Below are 21,773 nucleotides of genomic sequence, written 5' to 3' on the forward strand. Positions count from 1 at the left end.
TAAGTCTTATTTTCCAATTAATATTATTTGGAAAATTAAATAAGCATTAATTCTTAAATTTATTATTGTAATGTCACCACAACACGACCTGACTCAGGCTCGTAAGTAAAGAAGTGTCCTTCATTTTCTTGTTGTGTATATTTACATTGATTACGGCTATTTTCGGTTATTACTTCTGCTAGATACTTAGCTTTATTATCTTTATTATCATCAGTAACGTACGGTGCATTTTGTAATAACATTTCCATTAATAATATACATTCTTTTGCCGTTAGTGCTGCTGGATAACTACCTGTATCATTGCCATCTAAATCTTCTCGTGGAGCTATTGGGTAACCCGGACGAAATTCAGATTGATTTGATTGCGATGGATCCGTTAACCAAAATTCTGTTCCATCATAACTCACCGCATTATAACCATCAGTTCTTGGACGAGCTTCTGCTTCCCATTGTGCTCTTGCTGAAAGAACAGCCGTAGCATATCCGCCCGCAACCCCTTCAACACTCGCTTTTTTCGCTTCAAGACTAACATCTAAAAATCGAGGTAGTGCGACAGTTGCCAACAACCCTATAACTACGATCACTATCACTAGCTCAACCAGTGAGAAACCTTTTTGGAACTTCATCGTAATGCTTCTCTCTATTTCTATTTTCTTTCTGAATTGTAAGGGATTTTACAATAAAAAACACAGTGTTCGTCAAAAAAATGCCAACTTAATTTTTATTCAAAAAACCGACGTCAACTTTAAACACGCCATTTACCAACATTACAGAAACAATTTTACCATTCGATATACCATACTCACAACCATACTGAACCACTTTTGCTTTTTTTTTCGTCACATGAATCGCTTCTGTATAAATTTTCTGTTTTTCTGGCAATAAAAGGTGTAGCCATTTTTGACAATTTAACTCTTTATCATCAAGAGTCAGTGGCCAACCTAATTTGGTAAATGTTACTTCTATTCCGTCTTTAACAATAACGTTAGGTTGCCCATTTACAACCCAATAATTTTTAAATTCATTAGCTGAAGATAATATTTCTCGGCTACTCATTAATAACGCAGTATCTTCTACTTCAGGCTCGATTCTGTCCCATTGATATAAAATAACAGCGAGAAATACAATAACAAGCCCACCCCATATAAACCGGGTTATTGACATCATTACGACCCTTTTACTACATCTAACATATTCCACATTGGTAAGAAAATACCTAATGCTAATATCAAAACCATTCCTGAAACAATAACCAATAACAGAGGTTCAATTCTTGCTGTTAATGTCTTTAAGTCATAATCCACTTCACGGTCATAAAAATCTGAGACTTCTAATAATAAATCATCGATTTGCCCTGTCTCTTCACCAACGGCTATCATTTGTTGAACTAAGGGTGTGAAAATACCACTCTGAGCTGCGGTTGCTGACATACTAGTGCCTGACTCAATCCCATTTTTCATTTCAAGCAATCTATTCTCTAGGTATTTATTCTCTAAAGATTCAGCAGAAAGCGCGAGTGATTGGTTAAGTGGTACACCTGATTTTAACATCAAAGCAAACGTTCTTGAGAAGCGAGACATTTGCGCACGCGTTACAATATCACCAACAATAGGCAACCGAAGACGGCACTTATCCCAAGTTTCTCTCCCCTTTGGCTGACCAATCCAGGCTTGAAACGCAAACAATGCAGCCGCCATTCCTGCGATTAAAAAGTGCCAATAATTAACAAAGAAACTAGAGGTTGTAATTAAGATCCGTGTTGGCAATGGTAAATCAACACCAAAGCGAGAAAACATGCTCGCAAACTGAGGAATAACCTTAATATTTAATACAAACATCGCAAGTAAGATGAACGTTAATACAAATATCGGATATCGCATTGCCGATTTAATTCGCTTACGAGTTTCCATCTCTTGTTCGTAATAATTAGCCAATTGCATTAACACAAGATCCAACCGCCCTGTATTCTCACCAACATGTATCATTGATACAAACAAAGAGCTAAATACATGAGGGTGTTGTTGCATTGATACCGACAAACTACGACCATTAGTTAAATCAGCCGTCACCTCTTCCAATGCATTTTTTAATAATTTGTTATTACTGTTCTGTGATAACCCATTCATCGCTCGTAATAAAGGGACACCCGCTTTAGTTAGGCTGTACATTTGACGACAAAAAATAACGAGCACTTCTAAAGGAATAGTTGGTTGGAACCACTTCTTCCAGTCCGTTGTACTTGAGTTCCCAGCAAATTTACTTGCACGAATAGAGGTAGGTATAATCCCATCATTCATGAGTTGCTCTGCCACCGCTTCTTGTGATACTGATTCTAAAGAACCGGAAACTTGCTCACCACGGCTATTGCGTCCGCTATATTTAAATACTGCCATGCTAATGCCTACATCAATATTGGTTGATGAGAAGCCGCATTATCGCCTTCGCCCAATATCATAACTTCATCAAGACTAATAACACCATTCATCGCCAGTTCCATTGCTGACGCTAACAGTGGCTTATAATCGGGATTTTGACGAGCTTGTTGTGAAAAACCAACCGCATCATTCGCTCTTAATGCATCCATCATTGGTTGATCTAATTCTAATAATTCAAACACACCAATACGACCACGATAACCAGTTAAATTACAGCTCTGACAGCCGTAACCACGCTGAAAAGGAACTGAAACTTGATTAGGGAAACGAGTTTGTACCCATTGCTTACGAGCGTCATCAAGCGTATCGATACCAGAACATTCAGGACACACTTTCTTAACCAATCGTTGTGCTAATACCGCACGAACTGCACTGGCAACAAGGTAACCAGGTGCTCCCATATCCATCATTCGTAATGCGCTATCTATCGAATCATTCGTGTGTAAAGTAGATAATACCAAGTGACCCGTTAACGCGGCACGTAATCCTATCTCTACGGTCTCTTGATCTCGCATTTCACCAATCAAAATAATGTCTGGATCTTGACGAAGGAAGGTCCTTAATATTTTTGAAAATGTTAAATCGATTTTACTGTTTACTTGCACCTGATTAATTCGAGGCAAGCGATATTCCACTGGGTCTTCAGCAGTAATTATCTTCTTACTTGGTGTATTTAGCTCACTAAGTGCCCCATATAGAGTGGTTGTTTTTCCTGAACCAGTTGGCCCTGTAACTAAAATCATCCCATGAGGACGTCGTAACTGTTTACGTAAACGAACTAAAAGGTGATCGGGTAAACCAGAATATTCTAACTCACGAAGTCCTGACGTTTGATTTAGCAAACGCATTACCACAGATTCACCATACTGCACTGGCATTGTCGATAAACGAATATCAACCGACTGACCACGGGATTTAATATTAAAGCGTCCATCTTGAGGTAGACGTTTTTCTGAAATATCCAAATTCGCCATCAACTTCAAACGAAGCACTAACGCTGATGCAATATTCACTTCATTTAGTAACGTTTCATGCAATACACCATCAATACGTTGACGCAGACGCAGTACTTTGTCATCGGGTTCAATATGAATATCAGACGCACCAACTTGAATAGCATCTTCAAATAATGAGTTAATGAGTTTTACGACAGTAACTTCGTCATTATCACTATCTGAAATTCCAAAATTAAAATCATTACTGTCTTGATGCTCTGATTGCAACTGCTCTGCAAAAGAAGCGATCTCTTTGGTACGACGATAAAAGCGATCAAAGCTATCAACCAACTGCCTTTCTGAAGCAATAACCATTTCAATTTGATATTGCTGTAATTGAGAAAATAGTGCCTCTTGAGCTGAGAGATCGGCAGGATCACTCATTGCAACTCGAATAGTATTACCTTGCTGGCTCAACACTAAAGCTCTCAATCGCCTCGCATGAACTTCAGGTAACAAATGGACTGCAGCAGCATCAATATCCGCTCGATTCAAATCAACTAAAGGCACATCTAATTGTTGAGATAGAAAAGTGAGCATTTGTTTTTCAGATAAAAAACCTAACTGAATTAAGGTCCCACCTAACTTCCTACCTGTTTTTTTCTGTGCTAATAGCGCTTGCTCAATTTGCTCTTCAGTGACAATGTTTTCTTCGACTAATAAATCACCAAGTCTTTTTCTTAACTTAAGACGCATTATTCATTTCCCTTCATTGTCGCTAATAGTTTTATTCTGTCTCTCACGAAAACCAAAGAAGAACGAGACAACCCAGGCTTAATTAACGCGGTTTGATAAGTATCATACGCCTGTTCTGTTTTCGCTTCTCTTTCATAAACAATCGCTAAACCTAGCCACCAACGACCGTTGTCTGGTTCTTTTTTTACTAACATCTGATAGCTTTCATTTGCTAAATCCATCAATTTTAGTTTTTGAGCTAGACCACCACGAGTCGCTAAATAATCCACACTAGCATCCAGAGGTATATATTCTAATACCGACAATGCCGCCTCTGGCTGTTTTTCTTTTTGCAATAAGCTGGCTAAAGCTAAGCGTAAATTAACGCTATCATTATCAAGTTTTATTCCTTGTTGTAATATTGCAGCTGCCTCTGTTATGTCTCGTTTCCCATAAAGTAATGCCGCGAGTTTTTTACGCGATTCTTCATCATTCGGTTGATATTTTAAGACGGTATAATATTCTTTTGTCGCTTCTTTAAAATCCGATCTATCTAGTGCTTTTTTGGCTGCATCACGACTTTTTTGAGCCAACTCAGAAGGCAGCAGTTCCACCTCCTCAACTTGAAACTCTTGGCTTACCTCTTCACGAGGAGTCTTAGGGATTACCGAAGATTGTTTTGTTGCAGGTAGAGCAACATTGGTATTTGCGGCAATCACCACTGGAGTTTTGATTATCTTTATTTTTTCTTGTTCTAGCTGATTTCCATTCACCACTGATAACTTGTCGCTATTATCGATATAAATAGCACTCACCTCTTTTGCAGAGCTTTTCTGCGTTGGTGAATTAGCTAAAGCTATTGAAGGTACAGAGAGTGCATCTATTTTTGAAATAGTAGGTATTTCACTACTCGCTGTTAATACAGGACTAACCTCTGCTGAGTTATTTAATGTTGCCCAACCAATAAGAGACAATGAGCTAAGCACACCAATAGCAAAAAAGAACGAAGCTTTAAATCTTGATTCTATATTAGGTACATTTGCTGGAGAAATACTCTTTTTAAACCCCGCGTCAGTGTCTTTCTTTGTAATGTTGAGTAAGGCTTTATTCGTTGCACTCACGATGCTCTCCAACCCCAAAATCTGGGAAAGTAATACTTAGGCTGTATGGTATCGGTTGTGTCTAAAATCGCATTAAATACCGATTTTGAAGACACCATACTTAACTGTTCTGAAAAAGAAATAAGTAGCGATTTATGACATATTTGATTAATGAGTCGCGGTACCCCACTGCTTGCTCGCCAAATAGCCTTCATTTGAGAAAGTGAAAATGGATTGCTTAAACAACCAGCCCCCACCATTCGATAATCAATATAAGCTACAGTTTCACTCACATTTAACGGGCGCAACATTGCAGAAAACGTAATCCGCTGTCTGAGTTGACGTAAGTGATATTGTTTTAGCCTTTCATCTAACTCTGGTTGCCCAAACAGGACAATTTGCAATAATTTACAATAATCCGTTTCTAAATTACCGAAGAGACGTAATGTTTCTAATGCTTCATCAGACAAGGCTTGTGCCTCATCAATAAAGACAACTGCTGTTTTTCCTTCTGCATGTAAATCAATCAACTTTTCATGAATACGGTCAGTTAACGCAATACCATCCCCACGTTGGTCAAGCCAAAGTTCCTTTGCTAGTGCTTGCCTTAACTCGTACCCACTCATGACAGGATTAGGTAAGTAAAGCAATTCAACACTCGGAGGCAATTGACTCATTAACATTCGGCATACGAGTGTTTTTCCTGTCCCGATCTCCCCTGTAACTTTAATAACGCCTTCTCCCATGGAGATTGCAGACAATACCGTCTGAATTGCCTCATAGTGAGGCAATAATCCATGAAAAAGAGAAGTATTTGGCGTTAAAGTAAAAGGAAGTTGCTTTAAACCAAAATGTTGTTCATACATAATTTAACGATTACTCGTCAGGAAACCACTCTTGTAATAAATCACGAGAGCGCTCCAATTCTTCTTGCCATGTATCTACACCAACAACGGTTGGTTTTAATAAAATGACCAATTCTGTCTTTTGGGTTAATTTACTCACATTGCGAAATAGGTGCCCTAAAGCAGGAAGGTCTCCTAAGAATGGAACTTTTGAAACTTGATCTACGGTTTGTGACTTCATCAAACCACCAATGACCACGACATCACCACTTTTTGCTCGAATAACCGAATCAGATTCACGAATTGAACTTTTCGCTAATGGAAGCGCTAAAATCCCAATTTTCTCACCCAAGTTAATCTCTTTTATTTCGTTTTCAACATCGATAACGGATGGGTGCACATGCAACATCACATTGCCTTTATCATCAATTTGTGGAGTCACATCTAATGAAATACCAGAGAAGAATGGGGTTAAGGTGACTTCAGGAGAAGCATTTGCATTATCGCCATTACCAATAACACTCGACACATCTGTAACGTAGTATTCATCACGACCAACTTTAATTACCGCTTTTTGATTATTAGCCGCAGTAACGCGAGGGCTTGAAAGCACATTCAAATCACCTTGGGTATCCATAAAACTGAGAACGGCTTCAAAATTCCCATCAGAAACTTTGATATTTGTTTGCCCACCCAATAAGGTTCCGATGGCATCCATACCTGGCAATACCGTTGAGCTTGCTAGTTTATCAACCACAACATCAGTCCCACCAATAGAAGCCGTTAAATTAGACCAATTAATGCCTTGTTGATAACCATCGCTTAATGTAACTTCTAACAACTTAGCTTCTAAAATAACCTGTCGTTGCAAACGCTTATGAGAAGTACCTAAAAATTGTTTAACTTTACGTAGTTCATCAGGAGAAGCAGTAATAGTAAGCACTCCAGCTTGTGGCGAAGCTACGACACTTCGTCCTGAACCACTTCCAATCATAACAGAAACGGCATTCTCTAATTCTTTCCAGAAGTCACTTTCGCTCGTAGTTTCAATTTCGGTTCCACCCGTAGCTGATGAGGATGAAGACGAACTATTATTAGAGTTTGAATTATCACTACCACTCGAATTACTATCAGAGTTTGTAATTGATCCCGTGGTAATCGTAGTTAAAGAGCGACCTTTACGAGTTAATTGTAAATAGTCGATAGGGATAGTTTCAGTTCTAATCGTGGCCGGGTAGATTTGCAGGATTTTACCTGATTTAATGATTTCGTAGCCGTATAAATCTTCAACAGAAGACAGCACATCATCCAATGTCGCGTCATTTACATTCATCGTTATACGCCCTGAAACATCAGGATGAATAACAACACTATATTCTGTGCCTTTGATTAAGCTGGTAAAGAAAGCTTTAGCATTAACGCCATTCGCTTTCACTCTAAAACGTTTAACTGGTTCTTCAACCTCAACATTTGGAGAACTTAAGTCTGGCATTAAATCAGCCTGAACCGAAGCGGGCAGTTCTGTTAATAATTGACCGCCATTTTCATTAATCGATTTATCTAAGGTCTGTTTAATTTCAACAGGATCACGGTGGCCCATAGAGCACCCCGCTAATGACGCTACCATGAATCCAATGATGACATTACGTACTTTCATTACTGCTAACCTTAATTCTTAATATCTTGTGAAAATAGGGAAAGTTGCCATTTCTTACCAGAACGACCAATCGAAACGCTTTCTTCGTTAATAGCTAACAAGGTATACCCAGATATTTTGTCACCTTTTATCATTGATTTATCGTCTAACACCGCGTTACAGTCAGATTCACTATTGCAGCTTATTGCTTGTAAAGAAGGGAAATATTGACGTTTTTTTATTACTTTCTTTTTTACTGGTTCAGGTTGAAACCAACTTAATGGCTCAGTAGGATCATGCCCAACAACGGCTTCTGACGCACTAATAGATGCCGAGAACAACACTACCATTAAAAATAAATGCTTCATATTAACCGCCAATAAACCCTTTACGAGAACCCAACGTATACACTTCAATAGTCAATTCAGCCACTGGGTACTCAACGACTTGATAGCGAAAGTTTCGCCAATAATATTTCACTGGCAACGCTTCTAAATTAGAAAGGTATGTTTCTATATCGAAATAGTTACCAGACAGGACCAATTTAACTGGATGAATATAATAACCTGCATTATTGTTTTCATCTAACAGCCTTTCTGAAGGCAATGTCGTCATCGATTTTAAGGTTAATTTTGATGACTTCTGCAATACTGTTTCTAGTAGTTGAGCCATCTGACTCGGTGAAACCAAAGCAGCAACTCGAGTTGATAGTAATTGAGCTAAATCTTGGCTATCAAGGGTCAATTCCTGATATTGCTTATCAATTGCTACATTTGGGTCTTTTTGCAATCTAAACTGCGCTAATTCGATTTGTTGCTTCAAAGACGTAATTAAACTCGTTAAACGATTTACCTCTCGTTGCGCCTGCTGATGTTGTTCTATTTTCGGTTCGATAATAACAGTCAATGAAATAAAAATTACCGCGACCCAGCCAACCAGAGTAATTAATATTTTCTCTCGTTGTGATAATGCAGAAAATGCCTCTTTGGCTTTAGTCCAATATTCCATTACTTATCCTCTGCTGTCTTAGTGTTTAAAATAAACGACACCAGCCCTTCCTCATCTGTTTTGATTTCTAGCTGATCGAATGTACGACCAACTAAATGTAATTCATTTTCAAAGCTCTTAATCCAATTAGGAACAACATCGGGAGTTCGTGCAAACCCTGTAAAGTTCACATCATCACCTGAAATATAGATCTTAGTTAATGAGATGTTCCCTTTACCTAATTGGGTTAAACTACTCATCACGCCTGAATAACCTATTTGCATACCTTCATCAAAATTATCTATAACTTTTAATGACGCTTTTTTAGATTGAATATCTTCTTGCAAACGCTTAATTGCGGCTAATTTTGCAGCCGAAGGTTTATGGCTTTCGAGCTTTTTATTTAACGTTGATAATTCTTGTCGGTAACCATTCTCTTCTGATGTTAATTGAGAAATATGACTCTCTAACTGACTTAGCTGCCATTGATAATACCCAAGAAATAGACCAGTAAAAATAAGGCCTACTCCCCAGCTAACAATTACATTCTTCAATGAAAAATAGTCAACTTGAGGTTTTAACTTATCATTATATAAATTAATGTTTGGTTGATTAAATAAACCAAGCCAACTTAATAATTCACCGGCTCGAAATACTCTAGGGTCCTCAAGTAATAAAGAGGCAACTTGCACACCTAATCGTTTCTGTAGCTCTGAAACAAGAAGAGAGTCATCTTCATCATCACAACGAACATATAAATGATTAATATTGAGACTATGCAATTGAGCACTTAAATAATCTAACGAACGCTGTAACTCTAGAGCTAAGCTATCAAATTGAAAACTATTTTCTAAATCACCAGTTAAAGGCGGCATAATTCCACGCAAAGAACGGTTAAGATATAAACGCTTCTCATTAAAAGCTAATAACTTAAATTCCGCAGCTTTACTGTATGTAAGTAACATGAAGCTAGTTTCATCTTTTTTAGAATGACTCCACACCAATTCATCCGGTGTGATATTACCAACCTGAATAGAAAAAGATTGTAATAAATCAATCAGTGTTTTAATTATCACTAATTGAGAGATATACACCTGCATTTTACCATTCGATGTTTCTACACCATCAGCTACTATATCGGCAACACGATCTGAAATAAGATCTTTAACTAAGAAAGGTAATGCACCCGTTAATTCTTCTTTAGGCAAATTAGGATTATCAATTTGAAAAGATTGATATAGATGAGAGCCAATAATAATATTTACTTTGCAATCAGAAAGAGCCATTTTTTGGCACGCTTCAATAAGCCCTTCTTTCCATTCATTAGATTGCTCTATCGGCGTAAAATGTTGCTCTTTAAGTTCATTTTCATTATCGCTTTTGGCAATATAAATACCGCCTTGTAGTATCACGATCGATGTAGTGACTTTCACTGAACGAGAGAATTTCAGCTTTTTAAATACACCCATAATATTCATTTATTGTTCAACTCTCATCTCTTACTTTATTAACAACACTCTCAAAAGAGCTACACCATACGCAATAGTACAACATTCTATTCTTTTCGGGTATGGGATTATATATAAAATGAGAGACATTCTACTTCCCCCAGCGATTTCGTCTCTTTGGAATGGATATTTTTTCTTGGTGGTGAAATAACGCTGTTTCTGCTTCAAAAACACGTCCTTGTCCTCCCTCTACACCAAGCTCTTTCAATAGTTTTAATTCTTTTTCGTTATCAACCCCAACGGAAAGAACTTCCGCACCAGTGTTTTCACACGCCCCTAAAAGACTACGTACAAATAATTGATTTTCATAACGTTGATAGATGTCCTTCATTAAACTACGATGAAGTTTAATGTAATCAACATTTAGATCTTTAATATAATGTGTACTTACAATAGTTCTACCGGCTTGCTCTACAACTAACTGGCACCCAAAACTTTTTAATAGCCTTGCAATTGGTCTAACCGCATCTAAATAAGTCACAACTTGCCCCTCAACTAATTCAAAGCTCAAACGTTTGAGTTGAACTCTTGGGGTTTGTAATAAACGGTTTCTTAGTTGTCGTACGAATGCTGGAGTTTGTAAACTCTTTACCTGTAGATGTACTGAAAATGAATATTGAGAGAAGTCAGGGTCACTTAATAAAGGAAATACTTGCTTCAATACTGCACTATCTAATTTTACCTGATAGCCAACTTGTTTAATGGCAGGTAAGAATCGGGACGCTTTTATCTGGACGCCATTTTCATCTCTAATACGAGAAAATATTTCTAAGTGAAGTAGGTCAAGTCCATTACCTTTAAATAAAAAGGTAGGCTGCTTATAAAGAAGTAGTTGCTCTTGCTCAAAAATAGCATCAAATAATGTTCTCCAACGAACGCTACCCAAACTTTCGGTAAGCTGTTGCTGTTTTTTAAATAAAGACCAACTATTATTATTTTGCAACAGTGCACTACGATGAGCCATATCAAGCTCATCCATTAATCGGCCTCTTCCTTCACCACTCACATACATATTAACCCCGATGTGACACCAATTATCACCATTTAAACTCTTGGGTGGTATTATTTTTTCAACAACTTTTAAACACTGAGAAGCTATTATTTTAGCTTCCTTTAATGATTGCTGAGGAATAAGTAAAGTAAAGTCAGAACGGTAATAACGAGAAAGAACACCATCACTATAACGCTGAATAATATTATTCAACTGCTTACCAATCTCAACAATCAAATCATCCGCAACAGCTTTACCTTGATCTTCAATTAGATCATCCCAACCATTAATTCGTAAAAGTAAAAGAACACCTTGGCTTTGCGATTCCTGTAACGTTGACTCTAATTTACTATCAAATAATACTCGATTAGGAGAGCCCGTTAATTTATCTAAAAAAGTATGCGTCCGTATGAAGGTATCAAAACGACTGCGCTCCTTTCGTGCATCTTTTAACTCAGCAATAATTGAGTCCAATGCTAAACTAGCGGTTGCTGGCCACTCTTCCTCACTCCCCACAGAATACTCATCCAATCTTCCGGCAAGTAACATTCTTCCACGCTCTTCCAGTAATTCAGAACCGTGAAGCTGCTTTCTTAACCAAACAACTCCCCATAATAATGAAACAATGATGACTGCGATCGCAGCGGTAATCGAAAATAATGCACCTAAAGAGTAAGTAAACGCACTATAAGGAGGTAGAGATTTAAAGCTAATCGAATAGCCTTTATTTATCTGAAGAGGTAAGGTTTTTTGATATAAAAGGTTATCATCAGGCATCATAGATAACGTTTGAAATGAATAGACTGGCCCCGTAGGTGAAGAAAGCTCCATACTTACAACACTGCTAGCTTTGAGTAGCTTTGGTAACCATTTAGCCATTGATTTCGCTTCTTCAGGAGCGGCTAACTCTTCATCAACAACTTTAACCACACCAGCAAGATAGTGCTCTAAATATTCATTACCAATTTGCTTAAAAGAAACCGCCCCACCAATAAATAAAATAAATATAGCAGCAGAAACCATTAAGGTAACAAATGAAATAAGACGATTACTTAAACGTAAACTAGGAGTTTTTCTCATTAAACTCTTCTTCCTTGAAGCAAATAGATTGTAGATCGTAATACAGTTCTAAATATAATTTTTAGAACTATCTCTAAATACGCATTAGATATGATACAAATATTTTACCTATATCTCTATAGAGTGAATCACCTTAATAACATAAGCCTATTAGAAATAAGCAATGAGTTAATAATTGAATACAAACAAAAAAACCTCGAAAATTCGAGGTTTTTATAACAATACGTTTAATCCTTAAACAGGGTCTAGAACGGAATATCGTCATCAAAATCCATTGGAGGCTCATTGTATTGAGGTTGAGCAGCTTGTGGAGCTTGTTGCTGCTGCGGTGCAAAATTATTTTGCTGAGCAGGCTGTTGAGGTTGACCCCAATTACCTTGCTGCTGCTGTTGACCACCAGCAGGAGCACCCTGACCACGACCACCAAGCATTTGCATTACGCCATTAAAGCCTTGAACAACAACTTCTGTTGTAAAACGATCTTGACCGTTTTGGTCTTGCCATTTACGTGTTTGAAGTTGACCTTCTACATAAACTTGAGAACCTTTACGTAAATATTCACCAGCAACTTCAGCCAACTTTCCAAACAAAGACACACGGTGCCATTCTGTTTTTTCACGTTGTTCACCAGTTGCTTTATCACGCCATGATTCAGACGTTGCAATTGTAATATTTGCTACCGCACCACCACTTGGCATGTAACGGATTTCAGGATCTTGCCCTAAGTTACCAACAAGAATAACTTTATTAATACCACGGCTGGCCATAGTTTGCTCCAGAGATTAGGGTGAACATGATGTCACCCGATTTAATATAAAATGATCTTCAGTCTAACACGTTCATAGTAATTTCTGATAGTCCTAAACTTGGGTTCCTTTCTATAACGTCCTAAAATAGAAGAAGCTTTGCTGTACACCTCACGACTTAACCATTTAAAAAATGCAGATAAGTCAGATATATGAGATATCTACCACAAATAAAACAGATTTATTAAATCTATACCAAGCGCTTTTAAAAGGATAACAGATGACAAATAAAATCACAGTTATTGGTACTCGTGGGATCCAAAATGTACTTGGTGGCGTCGAAACACATTGTCAACATCTCTACCCTGAGATCCATAAACAATTTAATAGTGATATTTGTGTAGTCGCTCGTTCACCTTACGTTGACTACAAAACATCAAGCTATCAAGGCGTAAAAACAAAAGCTATTTGGGCTCCAAAAAAGAAATCATTAGAAGCAATTATTCACTCGACTCTGGCTTCATTTTCTACTCTTTTTGATAAATCAAAAATTGTTCATGTGCACGCTATTGGTCCAGGTCTTGTGGTCCCATTATTGCGCCTACTCGGAAAAAGTAATTTTCACTCATCACGGCCCTGATTATAATCGTCAAAAATGGGGAGGGATTGCTAAGCGTATCCTTCAACTTGGTGAAAAGTTAGCAGTTACTTACGCGAATGAAGTTATTGTTATTTCAGAGGTTATTAATAACATCATTAAAGATAAATACAATCGTCATGACGCTCACCTGATCTATAATGGCGTAAAATTACCAAGGCCATTAGCACAAGAAAAAATAGAGCATGCACTCTCTACATTTTCTCTAAGCACCAATAATTATTTTGTGGCGGTAAGTCGCTTAGTTGAAGAAAAAGGATTTCATGATTTAATTGAGGCTTATAGTAAAGCTAATCTATCAATTCCTTTAAGTTATTATGGGCGATACCGATCACCCAACACCTTATAGTGAAAAACTAAAAGAGCAGGCAAGTAAAGTAGATGGCGTCATCATGACTGGTTTCTTAAAGGGTGAACAGTTACAAGCCCTTTTCTCTCAAGCCAAACTTTTGTAATGCCTTCATATCATGAAGGTTTACCTATTGCCTTATTAGAAGCAATGTCTTATTCATTGCCGGCAATTGTGAGTAATATTCCTGCTAACTTAGAAGTAAAATTGACTAATGAGAGTTATTTCTCTGTTGGTGATATCAATGAATTATCAGCACAATTAGTACATCATGCTCAAATCGACACTAAGAAAATAAACTACGACAAGTATCTTAATTATTATGATTGGAAAAAAATAGCAAAACAGACAATGTCTGTTTATAACCAAACAACATCTAAAAAGAAGTCATGATGAATGCTTAATTGCTCAGTTCTATTCATCTCTTGATGAAACAACCGTAAATGAGCTTACGGATGAGCAAAGAAAATCCATAGAACGTGCAATCATAGCAACAGGACTTGGCTCTAATAATAAAGTCGATATTCATCGAGTAGGGTGAGGCGTTACCGCCTCATCCCTCTCACAGAACCGTGCGTACGGACCTCGTACACGGCTCCTGCTTACTTATATTCGTATGTGAGCACTTTTCCGACACTTACCGTTTCAAGATTAAATAATCCTAACTCGCTAAACCACTGATTTGGCATAGCATAGCTCGCTAGTGGACTCTTTGACGAGTTCCATACTCGCATGTTGATGCATTTGAAGGGCGGTTTGTAACCATGCTGCTTTAACCATCGATGAAGCCTTCCTGGCTTCTTCCATAGCCTTAACTGGATACTACTAAGTCGCCTTCTTATCCAAACTGCTAATGCTTTAAACTGCTTACTGGCATTGGCTATCCGAAAGTATTGGTAAAACCACGCAACAGAGGATTTAGCTCTTTGATTACCTGTAATAGTGGCTTACCACCATTCCTTCGGGTTAAATCTCGAACTTTATCTTTAAAGGCCTTTAATTTCTTAGCTTGAATTTGAGTATATCTACTCTTTATTTCTACACCTAAAAACTTAACGCCCTTATCGCTGTGTGCTATGTGGCTTTTCTCTTTGTTGATCACCAACTTGAGTTCGCCCTCTAGGATCTTTTCCGCCGTCTCATAAGCATTTTCCGCTGCCTTTTTCGAACGGCATAAAATCAAAATGTCATCTGCATAGCGCACCATGCGATGATCTCTTTTCATCATTTGTTGCTCGAATCTATCGAGATAGATATTAGCAATAAGGGGGCTAATTACGCCACCTTGCGGACTGCCTATCGTCGTCGGCTCGTATGTCCCATTTATCATTACTCCACTCTCGAAAAACTGCCTGATGAGTTTTAGGATACTTCCATCTGCTACTCGTCTCTTTATGCTCTCAATTATCAAGTCATGATCGAGCATGTCGAAGCATTTCGATAAACCCATATCAACGACATATTGTCGGATAAACATTGATGCTTTATTGATTGCATGGTGGCAACTTCGCCCTTTTCTGTATCCCTAGCTTGACGGATGAAAGTTTGGGTCCAAAATGGGGTCAAGCACATCAACGATGGCTTGTTGTACAATGCGATCTCGAACCGTCGGAACACCTAATAAACGAATTCCACCGCCATCTTTGGGTATTTCTCCCCGTTTAACAGGTTGAGGTTGATACGTTTTAAGGCTTAATTCCTGATGAAGAGCCGTTAAGTTTTCTACTAAATTTTGCTCAAAGTCACTCAGGCTCTGCCCATCTATTCCGGCCGCACCTTTTGTGTAGTGGTCAACTAAAATTGGCCACGGTTTTAGAGTTTTCCCAATATAACTTTGCTGATTTATTAGGAGCCAGACCAGCATTATATTGATGCGGCCTAAGTTGATTGTAATATCCAATAATATAACGGATAACCTCTTGTTGAGCCTCAGCGAAACTACGATAACCCACTGTTGGCATCCATTCTGTTTTAAAACTTCTAAAGAAGCGCTCCATCGGCGCATTATCCCAACAATTCCCTCGGCGAGATAAACTTTGTTTAATTTGCAATCGCCACAGCAGTTGGCGATATTTACGGCTAGTGTAATGACTGCCTTGGTCGCTATGGAACATTACGCTTTTAGGTTTACCACGCGACTCATAAGCCATCGAAAGCGCTTTACTTGTTAATTGAGTGTCTGGAGATAAAGACATTGCCCAGCCAATTACTTTTCGAGCAAAAAAATCGATAACAACAGCCAAATACATCCAACGATTTCCTACCCAAATATAAGTCACATCACCAACCCAAACTTCATTTGGCGCCATAACAGTAAACTGTCGGTTTAAATGGTTAGGAATGTTAACGTGTTCCTGTGGCCTATGTTGGTAGCGATGTTTTGGTTCTTGACAGCTGACTAAACCAAGGCTTTTCATTAGTTTAGATGCTCTGTAACGACTCAGGTTAATCCCTTGCTCGGTAACTATACCAGCAATGGTTATTGCTCCCGCAGAGCCATTGCTGGCTGAGTGAGCTTCGCTAACTAAGCTGCGGAGTTTTACTGTTTCAGCATTGATTTTCTTTGCCCGCTTCAGCCAGTAGTGATAACTGCTTCGATGAACATTGAATACTTCACATAAAGTTTTTACGCTGTAGCTCTGTTTGAATTTCTTGATTATCAAGAATTGTTCAGTGAGTCCGACATCAACAGAGCCGTAGCCTTTTTTAATACTTCATTATGCTCTTCAAGACGAGCCAACTTCTTTTTTAATTCTCGAATTTCGATTTGCTCAGGGGGTAATAGGTGAAGCTGTTGGTACTTTTCCGTTACGCTCATCTCTTAGCTGGCGAACCCATTTATCCATCGTGGATTTACCGACACTCATCGCTTGAGCTGCTTCAACTACTGAGTAGTTTTGATCTAGAACCAACTGAGCTACTTCTAACTTAAATTCTGCGCTAAATAGACGTCTTGTACGTTTTGTCATAATGTCACCTGTTTATTTATGAGGTGATTATATCACCTCTAACTAAGTGACCAAATTCAATGTACCACTACAATATCCCCCATAATTCTTGTCTAATCATCTCAGGCTTTTTACTTCGAAGGTGATGCTCACTATTTAGAAGTGTCTGTTTCATTTCTCTATAACCGACTTCTATCTCCCAACGCTCACTGTACAGCTCTACCATTTCAGACGATGGAAAACGCATTGGATCAACCATTGAAGTTAAAATTTGAGTCTCTTTTCCTTTCACTTTTTTATTCACTAACCGAGCTTCAATATATTCCGGCAGATCAGGGAACTTCTTTCTAGCTTGTGGCGATGTTTTTAAACGCACTAATTTATCTCGTCGACCTAAAGTTCGTACTTCCTCATATATTGTTCCTTGCTTCACAGGAAGCAACCAATGACGTTCCGATCCTGTTGTAGACCATTTATGAAGTAAGCCAAGTGAATAAAATCCTTTATCAAACAAAGTTATAGAGTTATCTGGAGTGGATGAGATAAGTTGTTCAGCTAAAACCATTTCACTGACTTTTGTGCTATCAAAAGCACTATTGATCAATAAATGGCTAGTGAGCTCCATTTGGAGTGCCATTCTGATAAACATTGATTAATAAATTCAGGAGGTAATATATCACTGAGTTTTCCGAGAGAATCAGAATCAGGGACGAAATCATTAGCCAGTGTTAGAGCTTTAGTTAGTTGCATAAAAAATCCGATATTGGTTACCCAATATCGGATTTTGAAGGTTTTAACGATCAGTCAAATGATCTGGAAAATTTCTTAACTTATCGGCATTACCTGCATAATGCAGGCTTTTTAATATAAGTAATTTAATGGTTAAGCACTATTTAACGACTCTTAAACTTGGGCGGCCAGTAGGACGTGACAACTCAGGCTTATCTTCTGAAGCTGGACTTAATGTCTCTTCTTCAAAAATACCTTCATCAGACGTTAACTCATAAGCTTCCTCTGGTTCAAACATAGTTCCTGCACCATTTTCACGAGCATAGATAGCTTGAATAGCATATAGAGGTAGAATTAATGAGTGTGGACGACCACCGAAACGAGCATTAAATGTTACCGCTTCATTACCCATTTCTAAATTACCAACAGAGTGCGGTGCTACGTTTAAAACGATTTGACCATTTTGAACAAACTCTTCAGGTACTCGAACACCATTCATTGTTGCATCAACAACAAGATGAGGTGTTAACTCATTATCTACAATCCATTCATAGAAAGCTCGCAACAAGTATGGGCGACGCGGCATCATTGAACTCATATCCATTAGTTAGTTAGACGCAGTTCACGCTCAGCTTCAGTTAACGAAGCTAGGAATGAATCACGCTCAAATACACGGCTCATATAAATTTTAAGTTCTTTTGCACCAGGACCTGATAATTCAATTCCCATTGATGGCAAACGCCATAATAAAGGAGCTAAATAACAGTCAACTAGGCTAAACTCATCACTCATAAAGTAAGTGTACTCAGCAAAAATTGGACCTAACATTAATAAGTCATTACGTAGTTTTGCACGAGCGGCTTCAGCTTCTTCAAAAGAACCACCTTCAACAATCTTCGCTAATGAATACCAGTTAGTTTCAACACGGTGCATCATTAGACGGCTGTTACCACGAGCGACAGGGTAAACAGGCATCAATGGCGGATGAGGAAAACGCTCATCTAAATATTCCATGATGATATTTGAGTTGTATAAAGCAAGCTCACGATCAACTAGTGTAGGTACAGTTTTGTAAGGGTTTAATTCTACAAGTTCTGCAGGTAAGTTGGATGGTTCAACCAATTCAACTTCAACACTTACTCCTTTCTCAGCAAGTACAATACGTACTTGATGACTGTACATGTCAGAAGCGTCTGAAAAAAGCGTCATTACTGAGCGTTTGTTGGCAGCAACAGCCATTGAGCCCTCCGGTATTTATCTAGGAGCAAAAAGCACCGCATTTTTGGTGCTTGTCATCTATTATTCATTCTTAAAATAATAGTGACACAAAAACAATGGAGGCTAAGCCTCCATTGCGTACAATTAACGATCTAGAATATCACGATTAGTGGACATCGCGCCAATATTCTTTCTTAAGCAAGTAAGAAACAAAGGCAAATATTACTAAAAAGCCCATCACCCACCAACCTAAACGGTGACGTTCAAGCTGCACTGGATCTCCTGAGTATTCTAGGAAGTTAACTAAATCACGAACCGCTACGTCATACTCACCAGAACTGAGCTCTCCAGTTCCATCGGACTCTACCTCAACAATAACTTTATGCTCAACACCATTTACGGTTGTTGTTTCATAAACAGGAGTAGTTACCCCTTGAAGCTCTTGAAGAACATGGGGCATACCTACACTTGGAAACACCATATTATTTACGCCAAATGGTCGTGTTGGATCAGCATAAAACGTACGTAAGTAAGTATATAACCAATCCGTTCCTCGAACACGAGCTACAAGTGTGAGATCCGGTGGTGGAGCACCAAACCAATTAGCCGCCTGTTTTTCTGGAATCGCATTTTCCATCAAATCACCAATTTTGGCATTTGGATCAAAAACAAGATTATCCATCATTAAGTCTACAGGGATCCCAAGATCCTCAGCCACCCTGCCATAACGTTGGTATTGAGTTGAATGGCAACCTGCACAATAGTTCATAAATAACTTCGCGCCATTTTGTAGTGATGCTTGATCGCGAATATCATTATTTGCTTTATCTAATGGGATGTTAGCTCCAGCAGCCATTGCCATTGATGGCAACAAAGCAAAAAGCACTAAAATCAACTTTCTCATTTGAATGTCACCCTCTCTGGTAATGGTTTTGTTGCTTCATTTTTGCTGTAAACAAATAGCAGAACAAAGAACATAAAATAAGTCAGACTGAAGATTTGAGCCAATAGCGTGTACAACGTCGTAGCTGGTAATGCACCTAAGATACCAAGAGCAATAAAGCTCACTGTAAACTGTGCAATATTCAGTAAATGCAGCTTACTACGGTAACGATATGAACGAACTTTACAACGGTCTAACCATGGAAGAAGGAAAAGTACGACAATTGATGCTCCCATAGCAGCAACACCAATTAACTTATCAGGTACCGCACGCAAAATGGCATAAAACGGAGTGAAATACCAAACTGGAGCAATATGTTCAGGTGTTTTCAATGGGTTTGCTGCTTCAAAGTTAGGTCCTTCAAGGAAGTAGCCACCCATTTCAGGGTTAAAAAACAGCACATAACAGAAGAAGAATAAGAAACCTGCCACACCGATCATATCTTTCACTGTCCCATACGGATGGAAAGGAACTGAATCAATAATGTTATATTTCTTAGTGTAATATTCGTGAAATTTAAACTGTGTTGTATGATCGCCTTTATCATCTTTTCCTTTTGGTAATTTAGTTTCAATACCATCAGGGTTATTTGAACCTACTTCATGTAGAGCAAGTACATGCAGTACAACTAAAAGCAGTAATACAATAGGCAATGCTATAACATGTAAAGCAAAGAAACGGTTTAATGTTGCTCCTGAAATTACATAATCACCACGGATCCATAACGTCAAATCATCGCCAATAACTGGAATTGCACCAAATAATGAAATAATAACCTGAGCGCCCCAATAAGACATTTGTCCCCATGGAAGTAAATACCCCATGAAAGCTTCAGCCATTAGAACTAAAAATATCAACATGCCGAACAGCCATAATAACTCACGAGGCTTTTGGTAGGACCCGTAAATTAAACCTCTGAACATGTGAAGATATACAACAACAAAAAATGCTGATGCACCGGTTGAGTGCATATAACGTAATAGCCAACCATAATCAACATCACGCATGATGTATTCAACAGAAGCAAACGCACCTTCACCAGAAGGAACGTAATTCATGGTTAACCAAATTCCAGTAATAAGTTGATTAACAAGAACTAACATGGCCAATGAGCCAAAGAAATACCAAAAGTTAAAGTTTTTTGGCATTGGATATTCAGATAAATGCTTTTTATATGCATTCATCGCAGGTAGACGTTTCTCTACCCAATCAAGTAATGGTTGCATTAGGCTTCCCCTCCTTCATCAACCCCAACTAGGATACGAGTATCGCTAAGGTACATATGCTTAGGAACCACAAGGTTCAATGGCGCCGGTACACCTTGGAATACTCGACCAGCCATATCAAACTTAGAGCCATGACATGGACAAAAGAAACCAGAGTTAACCCCTTCAACTTGCTCACTAAAACTGTCAGGTAAATAGGTAGGTGAACAGCCAAGGTGAGTACAAATACCAACGGCTAAAAATATTTCAGGCTTAATCGAACGATATGCATTTTGTGCATATTCAGGTTGTTGCTCTTCCCCTGAAGACGGGTCTCGAAGTTGACCATCAATTTCAGTTAATGACTGTAAAAGAGCGTCTGAACGACGAACAACCCATACAGGCTTTCCTCTCCATTCAACACGAACCATTTGCCCATCTTCAAGTTTACTGATATCGACTTCAACCGGAGCACCGGCAGCTTTCGCTCTTGCGCTCGGATTCCACGATTTAATAAAAGGTACTGCCACCGCCACTGCCCCTAAACCACCAACAACAGCTGTTGTTGCAGTCAAGAAACGACGTCGACCATTACTCACTGGCGCATTGCTCATCCAACTTTCTCCCATTTGCTCTTTATATAGTTTTTATTATGTCCATACATTTTCGAGCTGCGGCTAACTTTTAAGGTTTGATACAACAGAATTCCAAGACTAAAAACTCCC

At 38.4% G+C, this 21,773-nt stretch carries 19 protein-coding genes and 4 pseudogenes; 1 reads left to right on the forward strand and 22 read right to left on the reverse strand.

Translation table 11 applies throughout. The features are described from left to right. Nucleotides 1–62: 62 nt before the first annotated feature. From AC2IP4_RS12050 to AC2IP4_RS12105, 12 genes are all read right to left on the reverse strand, one after another. Nucleotides 63–626, reverse strand: coding sequence for a prepilin-type N-terminal cleavage/methylation domain-containing protein (locus tag AC2IP4_RS12050; RefSeq protein ID WP_375321723.1), 564 nt, complete (start codon nucleotides 624–626; stop codon nucleotides 63–65). Nucleotides 627–714: 88 nt separating this feature from the next. After that, complete coding sequence (locus AC2IP4_RS12055) at nucleotides 715–1,167, reverse strand: type IV pilus, mannose-sensitive hemagglutinin protein MshF (RefSeq protein WP_375321722.1); 453 nt, start codon at nucleotides 1,165–1,167, stop codon at nucleotides 715–717. Further along, the gene (locus AC2IP4_RS12060; protein ID WP_375321721.1) at nucleotides 1,167–2,393 is read right to left on the reverse strand and encodes a type II secretion system F family protein; all 1,227 of its coding nucleotides are present in this window, start codon (nucleotides 2,391–2,393) and stop codon (nucleotides 1,167–1,169) included. Before AC2IP4_RS12060 ends, AC2IP4_RS12055 begins: the two co-directional genes overlap by 1 nt. 8 nt (nucleotides 2,394–2,401) lie before the next feature. After that, the gene (locus tag AC2IP4_RS12065; RefSeq protein WP_375321720.1) at nucleotides 2,402–4,126 is read right to left on the reverse strand and encodes a GspE/PulE family protein; all 1,725 of its coding nucleotides are present in this window, start codon (nucleotides 4,124–4,126) and stop codon (nucleotides 2,402–2,404) included. Continuing rightward, nucleotides 4,126–5,226 (reverse strand): tetratricopeptide repeat protein, encoded by a 1,101-nt coding sequence (locus tag AC2IP4_RS12070; RefSeq protein WP_375321719.1) that lies wholly within the window; start codon nucleotides 5,224–5,226, stop codon nucleotides 4,126–4,128. The genes AC2IP4_RS12065 and AC2IP4_RS12070 overlap by 1 nt, the downstream gene beginning before the upstream one ends. Beyond that, nucleotides 5,223–6,071: an ExeA family protein gene (locus tag AC2IP4_RS12075; RefSeq protein ID WP_375321718.1), complete on the reverse strand. Its 849-nt coding sequence runs from the start codon at nucleotides 6,069–6,071 to the stop codon at nucleotides 5,223–5,225. Before AC2IP4_RS12075 ends, AC2IP4_RS12070 begins: the two co-directional genes overlap by 4 nt. A gap of 10 nt (nucleotides 6,072–6,081) precedes the next feature. After that, nucleotides 6,082–7,707, reverse strand: a complete 1,626-nt coding sequence (mshL, locus tag AC2IP4_RS12080) for a pilus (MSHA type) biogenesis protein MshL (RefSeq protein ID WP_375321717.1) — start codon at nucleotides 7,705–7,707, stop codon at nucleotides 6,082–6,084. Between the two features lie 11 nt (nucleotides 7,708–7,718). Continuing rightward, the gene (locus AC2IP4_RS12085) at nucleotides 7,719–8,054 is read right to left on the reverse strand and encodes a type IV pilus, mannose-sensitive hemagglutinin D (MSHK) (protein ID WP_375321716.1); all 336 of its coding nucleotides are present in this window, start codon (nucleotides 8,052–8,054) and stop codon (nucleotides 7,719–7,721) included. 1 nt (nucleotide 8,055) lies between these two features. Beyond that, a complete protein-coding gene (gene gspM, locus AC2IP4_RS12090) occupies nucleotides 8,056–8,694 on the reverse strand; it encodes a type II secretion system protein GspM (protein ID WP_375321715.1) in 639 nt (212 codons plus the stop codon). After that, nucleotides 8,694–10,142 (reverse strand): MSHA biogenesis protein MshI, encoded by a 1,449-nt coding sequence (locus tag AC2IP4_RS12095; RefSeq protein WP_375321714.1) that lies wholly within the window; start codon nucleotides 10,140–10,142, stop codon nucleotides 8,694–8,696. Before AC2IP4_RS12095 ends, gspM begins: the two co-directional genes overlap by 1 nt. 130 nt (nucleotides 10,143–10,272) lie before the next feature. Then, a complete protein-coding gene (gene csrD, locus AC2IP4_RS12100; protein ID WP_375321713.1) occupies nucleotides 10,273–12,252 on the reverse strand; it encodes an RNase E specificity factor CsrD in 1,980 nt (659 codons plus the stop codon). Nucleotides 12,253–12,497: 245 nt separating this feature from the next. Further along, nucleotides 12,498–13,019, reverse strand: a complete 522-nt coding sequence (locus AC2IP4_RS12105) for a single-stranded DNA-binding protein (protein ID WP_375321712.1) — start codon at nucleotides 13,017–13,019, stop codon at nucleotides 12,498–12,500. A gap of 259 nt (nucleotides 13,020–13,278) precedes the next feature. Here AC2IP4_RS12105 and AC2IP4_RS12110 point away from each other — a divergent pair. Continuing rightward, a pseudogene (locus tag AC2IP4_RS12110) lies at nucleotides 13,279–14,398 on the forward strand (glycosyltransferase family 4 protein). Between the two features lie 209 nt (nucleotides 14,399–14,607). Here the strand turns inward: AC2IP4_RS12110 and AC2IP4_RS12115 are convergent. The 10 genes and pseudogenes from AC2IP4_RS12115 to petA all read right to left on the reverse strand — a co-directional run bounded on the left by AC2IP4_RS12115 (nucleotide 14,608) and on the right by petA (nucleotide 21,662). Further along, nucleotides 14,608–15,482, reverse strand: a pseudogene (locus AC2IP4_RS12115) (reverse transcriptase domain-containing protein). Nucleotides 15,483–15,530: 48 nt separating this feature from the next. Then, the gene (locus AC2IP4_RS12120; protein ID WP_486310312.1) at nucleotides 15,531–15,869 is read right to left on the reverse strand and encodes a hypothetical protein; all 339 of its coding nucleotides are present in this window, start codon (nucleotides 15,867–15,869) and stop codon (nucleotides 15,531–15,533) included. Beyond that, a pseudogene (locus tag AC2IP4_RS12125) lies at nucleotides 15,796–16,974 on the reverse strand (IS3 family transposase). Before AC2IP4_RS12125 ends, AC2IP4_RS12120 begins: the two are co-directional and overlap by 74 nt. Before the next feature lie 70 nt (nucleotides 16,975–17,044). Beyond that, nucleotides 17,045–17,596 (reverse strand): annotated as a pseudogene (locus tag AC2IP4_RS12130) (IS4 family transposase); the annotation flags it as partial. Next, complete coding sequence (locus AC2IP4_RS12135; RefSeq protein ID WP_375322849.1) at nucleotides 17,554–17,703, reverse strand: hypothetical protein; 150 nt, start codon at nucleotides 17,701–17,703, stop codon at nucleotides 17,554–17,556. The pseudogene AC2IP4_RS12130 and the gene AC2IP4_RS12135, both read right to left, overlap by 43 nt. Before the next feature lie 139 nt (nucleotides 17,704–17,842). After that, nucleotides 17,843–18,286, reverse strand: a complete 444-nt coding sequence (gene sspB, locus AC2IP4_RS12140) for a ClpXP protease specificity-enhancing factor (RefSeq protein WP_375321711.1) — start codon at nucleotides 18,284–18,286, stop codon at nucleotides 17,843–17,845. After that, nucleotides 18,286–18,921 carry a stringent starvation protein SspA gene (gene sspA / locus AC2IP4_RS12145; protein ID WP_375321710.1) on the reverse strand — a complete coding sequence of 212 codons (636 nt, stop codon included), beginning with the start codon at nucleotides 18,919–18,921 and terminating at the stop codon, nucleotides 18,286–18,288. The genes sspB and sspA overlap by 1 nt, the downstream gene beginning before the upstream one ends. 145 nt (nucleotides 18,922–19,066) lie before the next feature. Then, nucleotides 19,067–19,804, reverse strand: a complete 738-nt coding sequence (locus AC2IP4_RS12150) for a cytochrome c1 (protein ID WP_375321709.1) — start codon at nucleotides 19,802–19,804, stop codon at nucleotides 19,067–19,069. Further along, nucleotides 19,801–21,069, reverse strand: coding sequence for a cytochrome b (locus AC2IP4_RS12155; protein WP_375321708.1), 1,269 nt, complete (start codon nucleotides 21,067–21,069; stop codon nucleotides 19,801–19,803). Before AC2IP4_RS12155 ends, AC2IP4_RS12150 begins: the two co-directional genes overlap by 4 nt. Then, complete coding sequence (gene petA / locus AC2IP4_RS12160) at nucleotides 21,069–21,662, reverse strand: ubiquinol-cytochrome c reductase iron-sulfur subunit (RefSeq protein WP_105055596.1); 594 nt, start codon at nucleotides 21,660–21,662, stop codon at nucleotides 21,069–21,071. Before petA ends, AC2IP4_RS12155 begins: the two co-directional genes overlap by 1 nt. Nucleotides 21,663–21,773: the final 111 nt, after the last annotated feature.

It is taken from the genome of Aliivibrio thorii (assembly GCF_057368585.1).

What these genes read in the sequence shown, in the direction of transcription:
- AC2IP4_RS12135 (WP_375322849.1), bottom strand. Translation starts at nt 17,703, where the DNA reads ATGCAACTAACTAAAGCTCTAACACTGGCTAATGATTTCGTCCCTGAT.
- AC2IP4_RS12055 (WP_375321722.1), bottom strand. Translation starts at nt 1,167, where the DNA reads ATGATGTCAATAACCCGGTTTATATGGGGTGGGCTTGTTATTGTATTT.
- AC2IP4_RS12105 (WP_375321712.1), bottom strand. Translation starts at nt 13,019, where the DNA reads ATGGCCAGCCGTGGTATTAATAAAGTTATTCTTGTTGGTAACTTAGGG.
- csrD (WP_375321713.1), bottom strand. Translation starts at nt 12,252, where the DNA reads ATGAGAAAAACTCCTAGTTTACGTTTAAGTAATCGTCTTATTTCATTT.
- AC2IP4_RS12095 (WP_375321714.1), bottom strand. Translation starts at nt 10,142, where the DNA reads ATGGGTGTATTTAAAAAGCTGAAATTCTCTCGTTCAGTGAAAGTCACT.
- AC2IP4_RS12050 (WP_375321723.1), bottom strand. Translation starts at nt 626, where the DNA reads ATGAAGTTCCAAAAAGGTTTCTCACTGGTTGAGCTAGTGATAGTGATC.
- mshL (WP_375321717.1), bottom strand. Translation starts at nt 7,707, where the DNA reads ATGAAAGTACGTAATGTCATCATTGGATTCATGGTAGCGTCATTAGCG.
- gspM (WP_375321715.1), bottom strand. Translation starts at nt 8,694, where the DNA reads ATGGAATATTGGACTAAAGCCAAAGAGGCATTTTCTGCATTATCACAA.
- sspA (WP_375321710.1), bottom strand. Translation starts at nt 18,921, where the DNA reads ATGGCTGTTGCTGCCAACAAACGCTCAGTAATGACGCTTTTTTCAGAC.
- AC2IP4_RS12060 (WP_375321721.1), bottom strand. Translation starts at nt 2,393, where the DNA reads ATGGCAGTATTTAAATATAGCGGACGCAATAGCCGTGGTGAGCAAGTT.
- AC2IP4_RS12075 (WP_375321718.1), bottom strand. Translation starts at nt 6,071, where the DNA reads ATGTATGAACAACATTTTGGTTTAAAGCAACTTCCTTTTACTTTAACG.
- AC2IP4_RS12085 (WP_375321716.1), bottom strand. Translation starts at nt 8,054, where the DNA reads ATGAAGCATTTATTTTTAATGGTAGTGTTGTTCTCGGCATCTATTAGT.
- AC2IP4_RS12150 (WP_375321709.1), bottom strand. Translation starts at nt 19,804, where the DNA reads ATGAGAAAGTTGATTTTAGTGCTTTTTGCTTTGTTGCCATCAATGGCA.
- AC2IP4_RS12120 (WP_486310312.1), bottom strand. Translation starts at nt 15,869, where the DNA reads ATGCTGGTCTGGCTCCTAATAAATCAGCAAAGTTATATTGGGAAAACT.
- sspB (WP_375321711.1), bottom strand. Translation starts at nt 18,286, where the DNA reads ATGGATATGAGTTCAATGATGCCGCGTCGCCCATACTTGTTGCGAGCT.
- petA (WP_105055596.1), bottom strand. Translation starts at nt 21,662, where the DNA reads ATGAGCAATGCGCCAGTGAGTAATGGTCGACGTCGTTTCTTGACTGCA.
- AC2IP4_RS12155 (WP_375321708.1), bottom strand. Translation starts at nt 21,069, where the DNA reads ATGCAACCATTACTTGATTGGGTAGAGAAACGTCTACCTGCGATGAAT.
- AC2IP4_RS12065 (WP_375321720.1), bottom strand. Translation starts at nt 4,126, where the DNA reads ATGCGTCTTAAGTTAAGAAAAAGACTTGGTGATTTATTAGTCGAAGAA.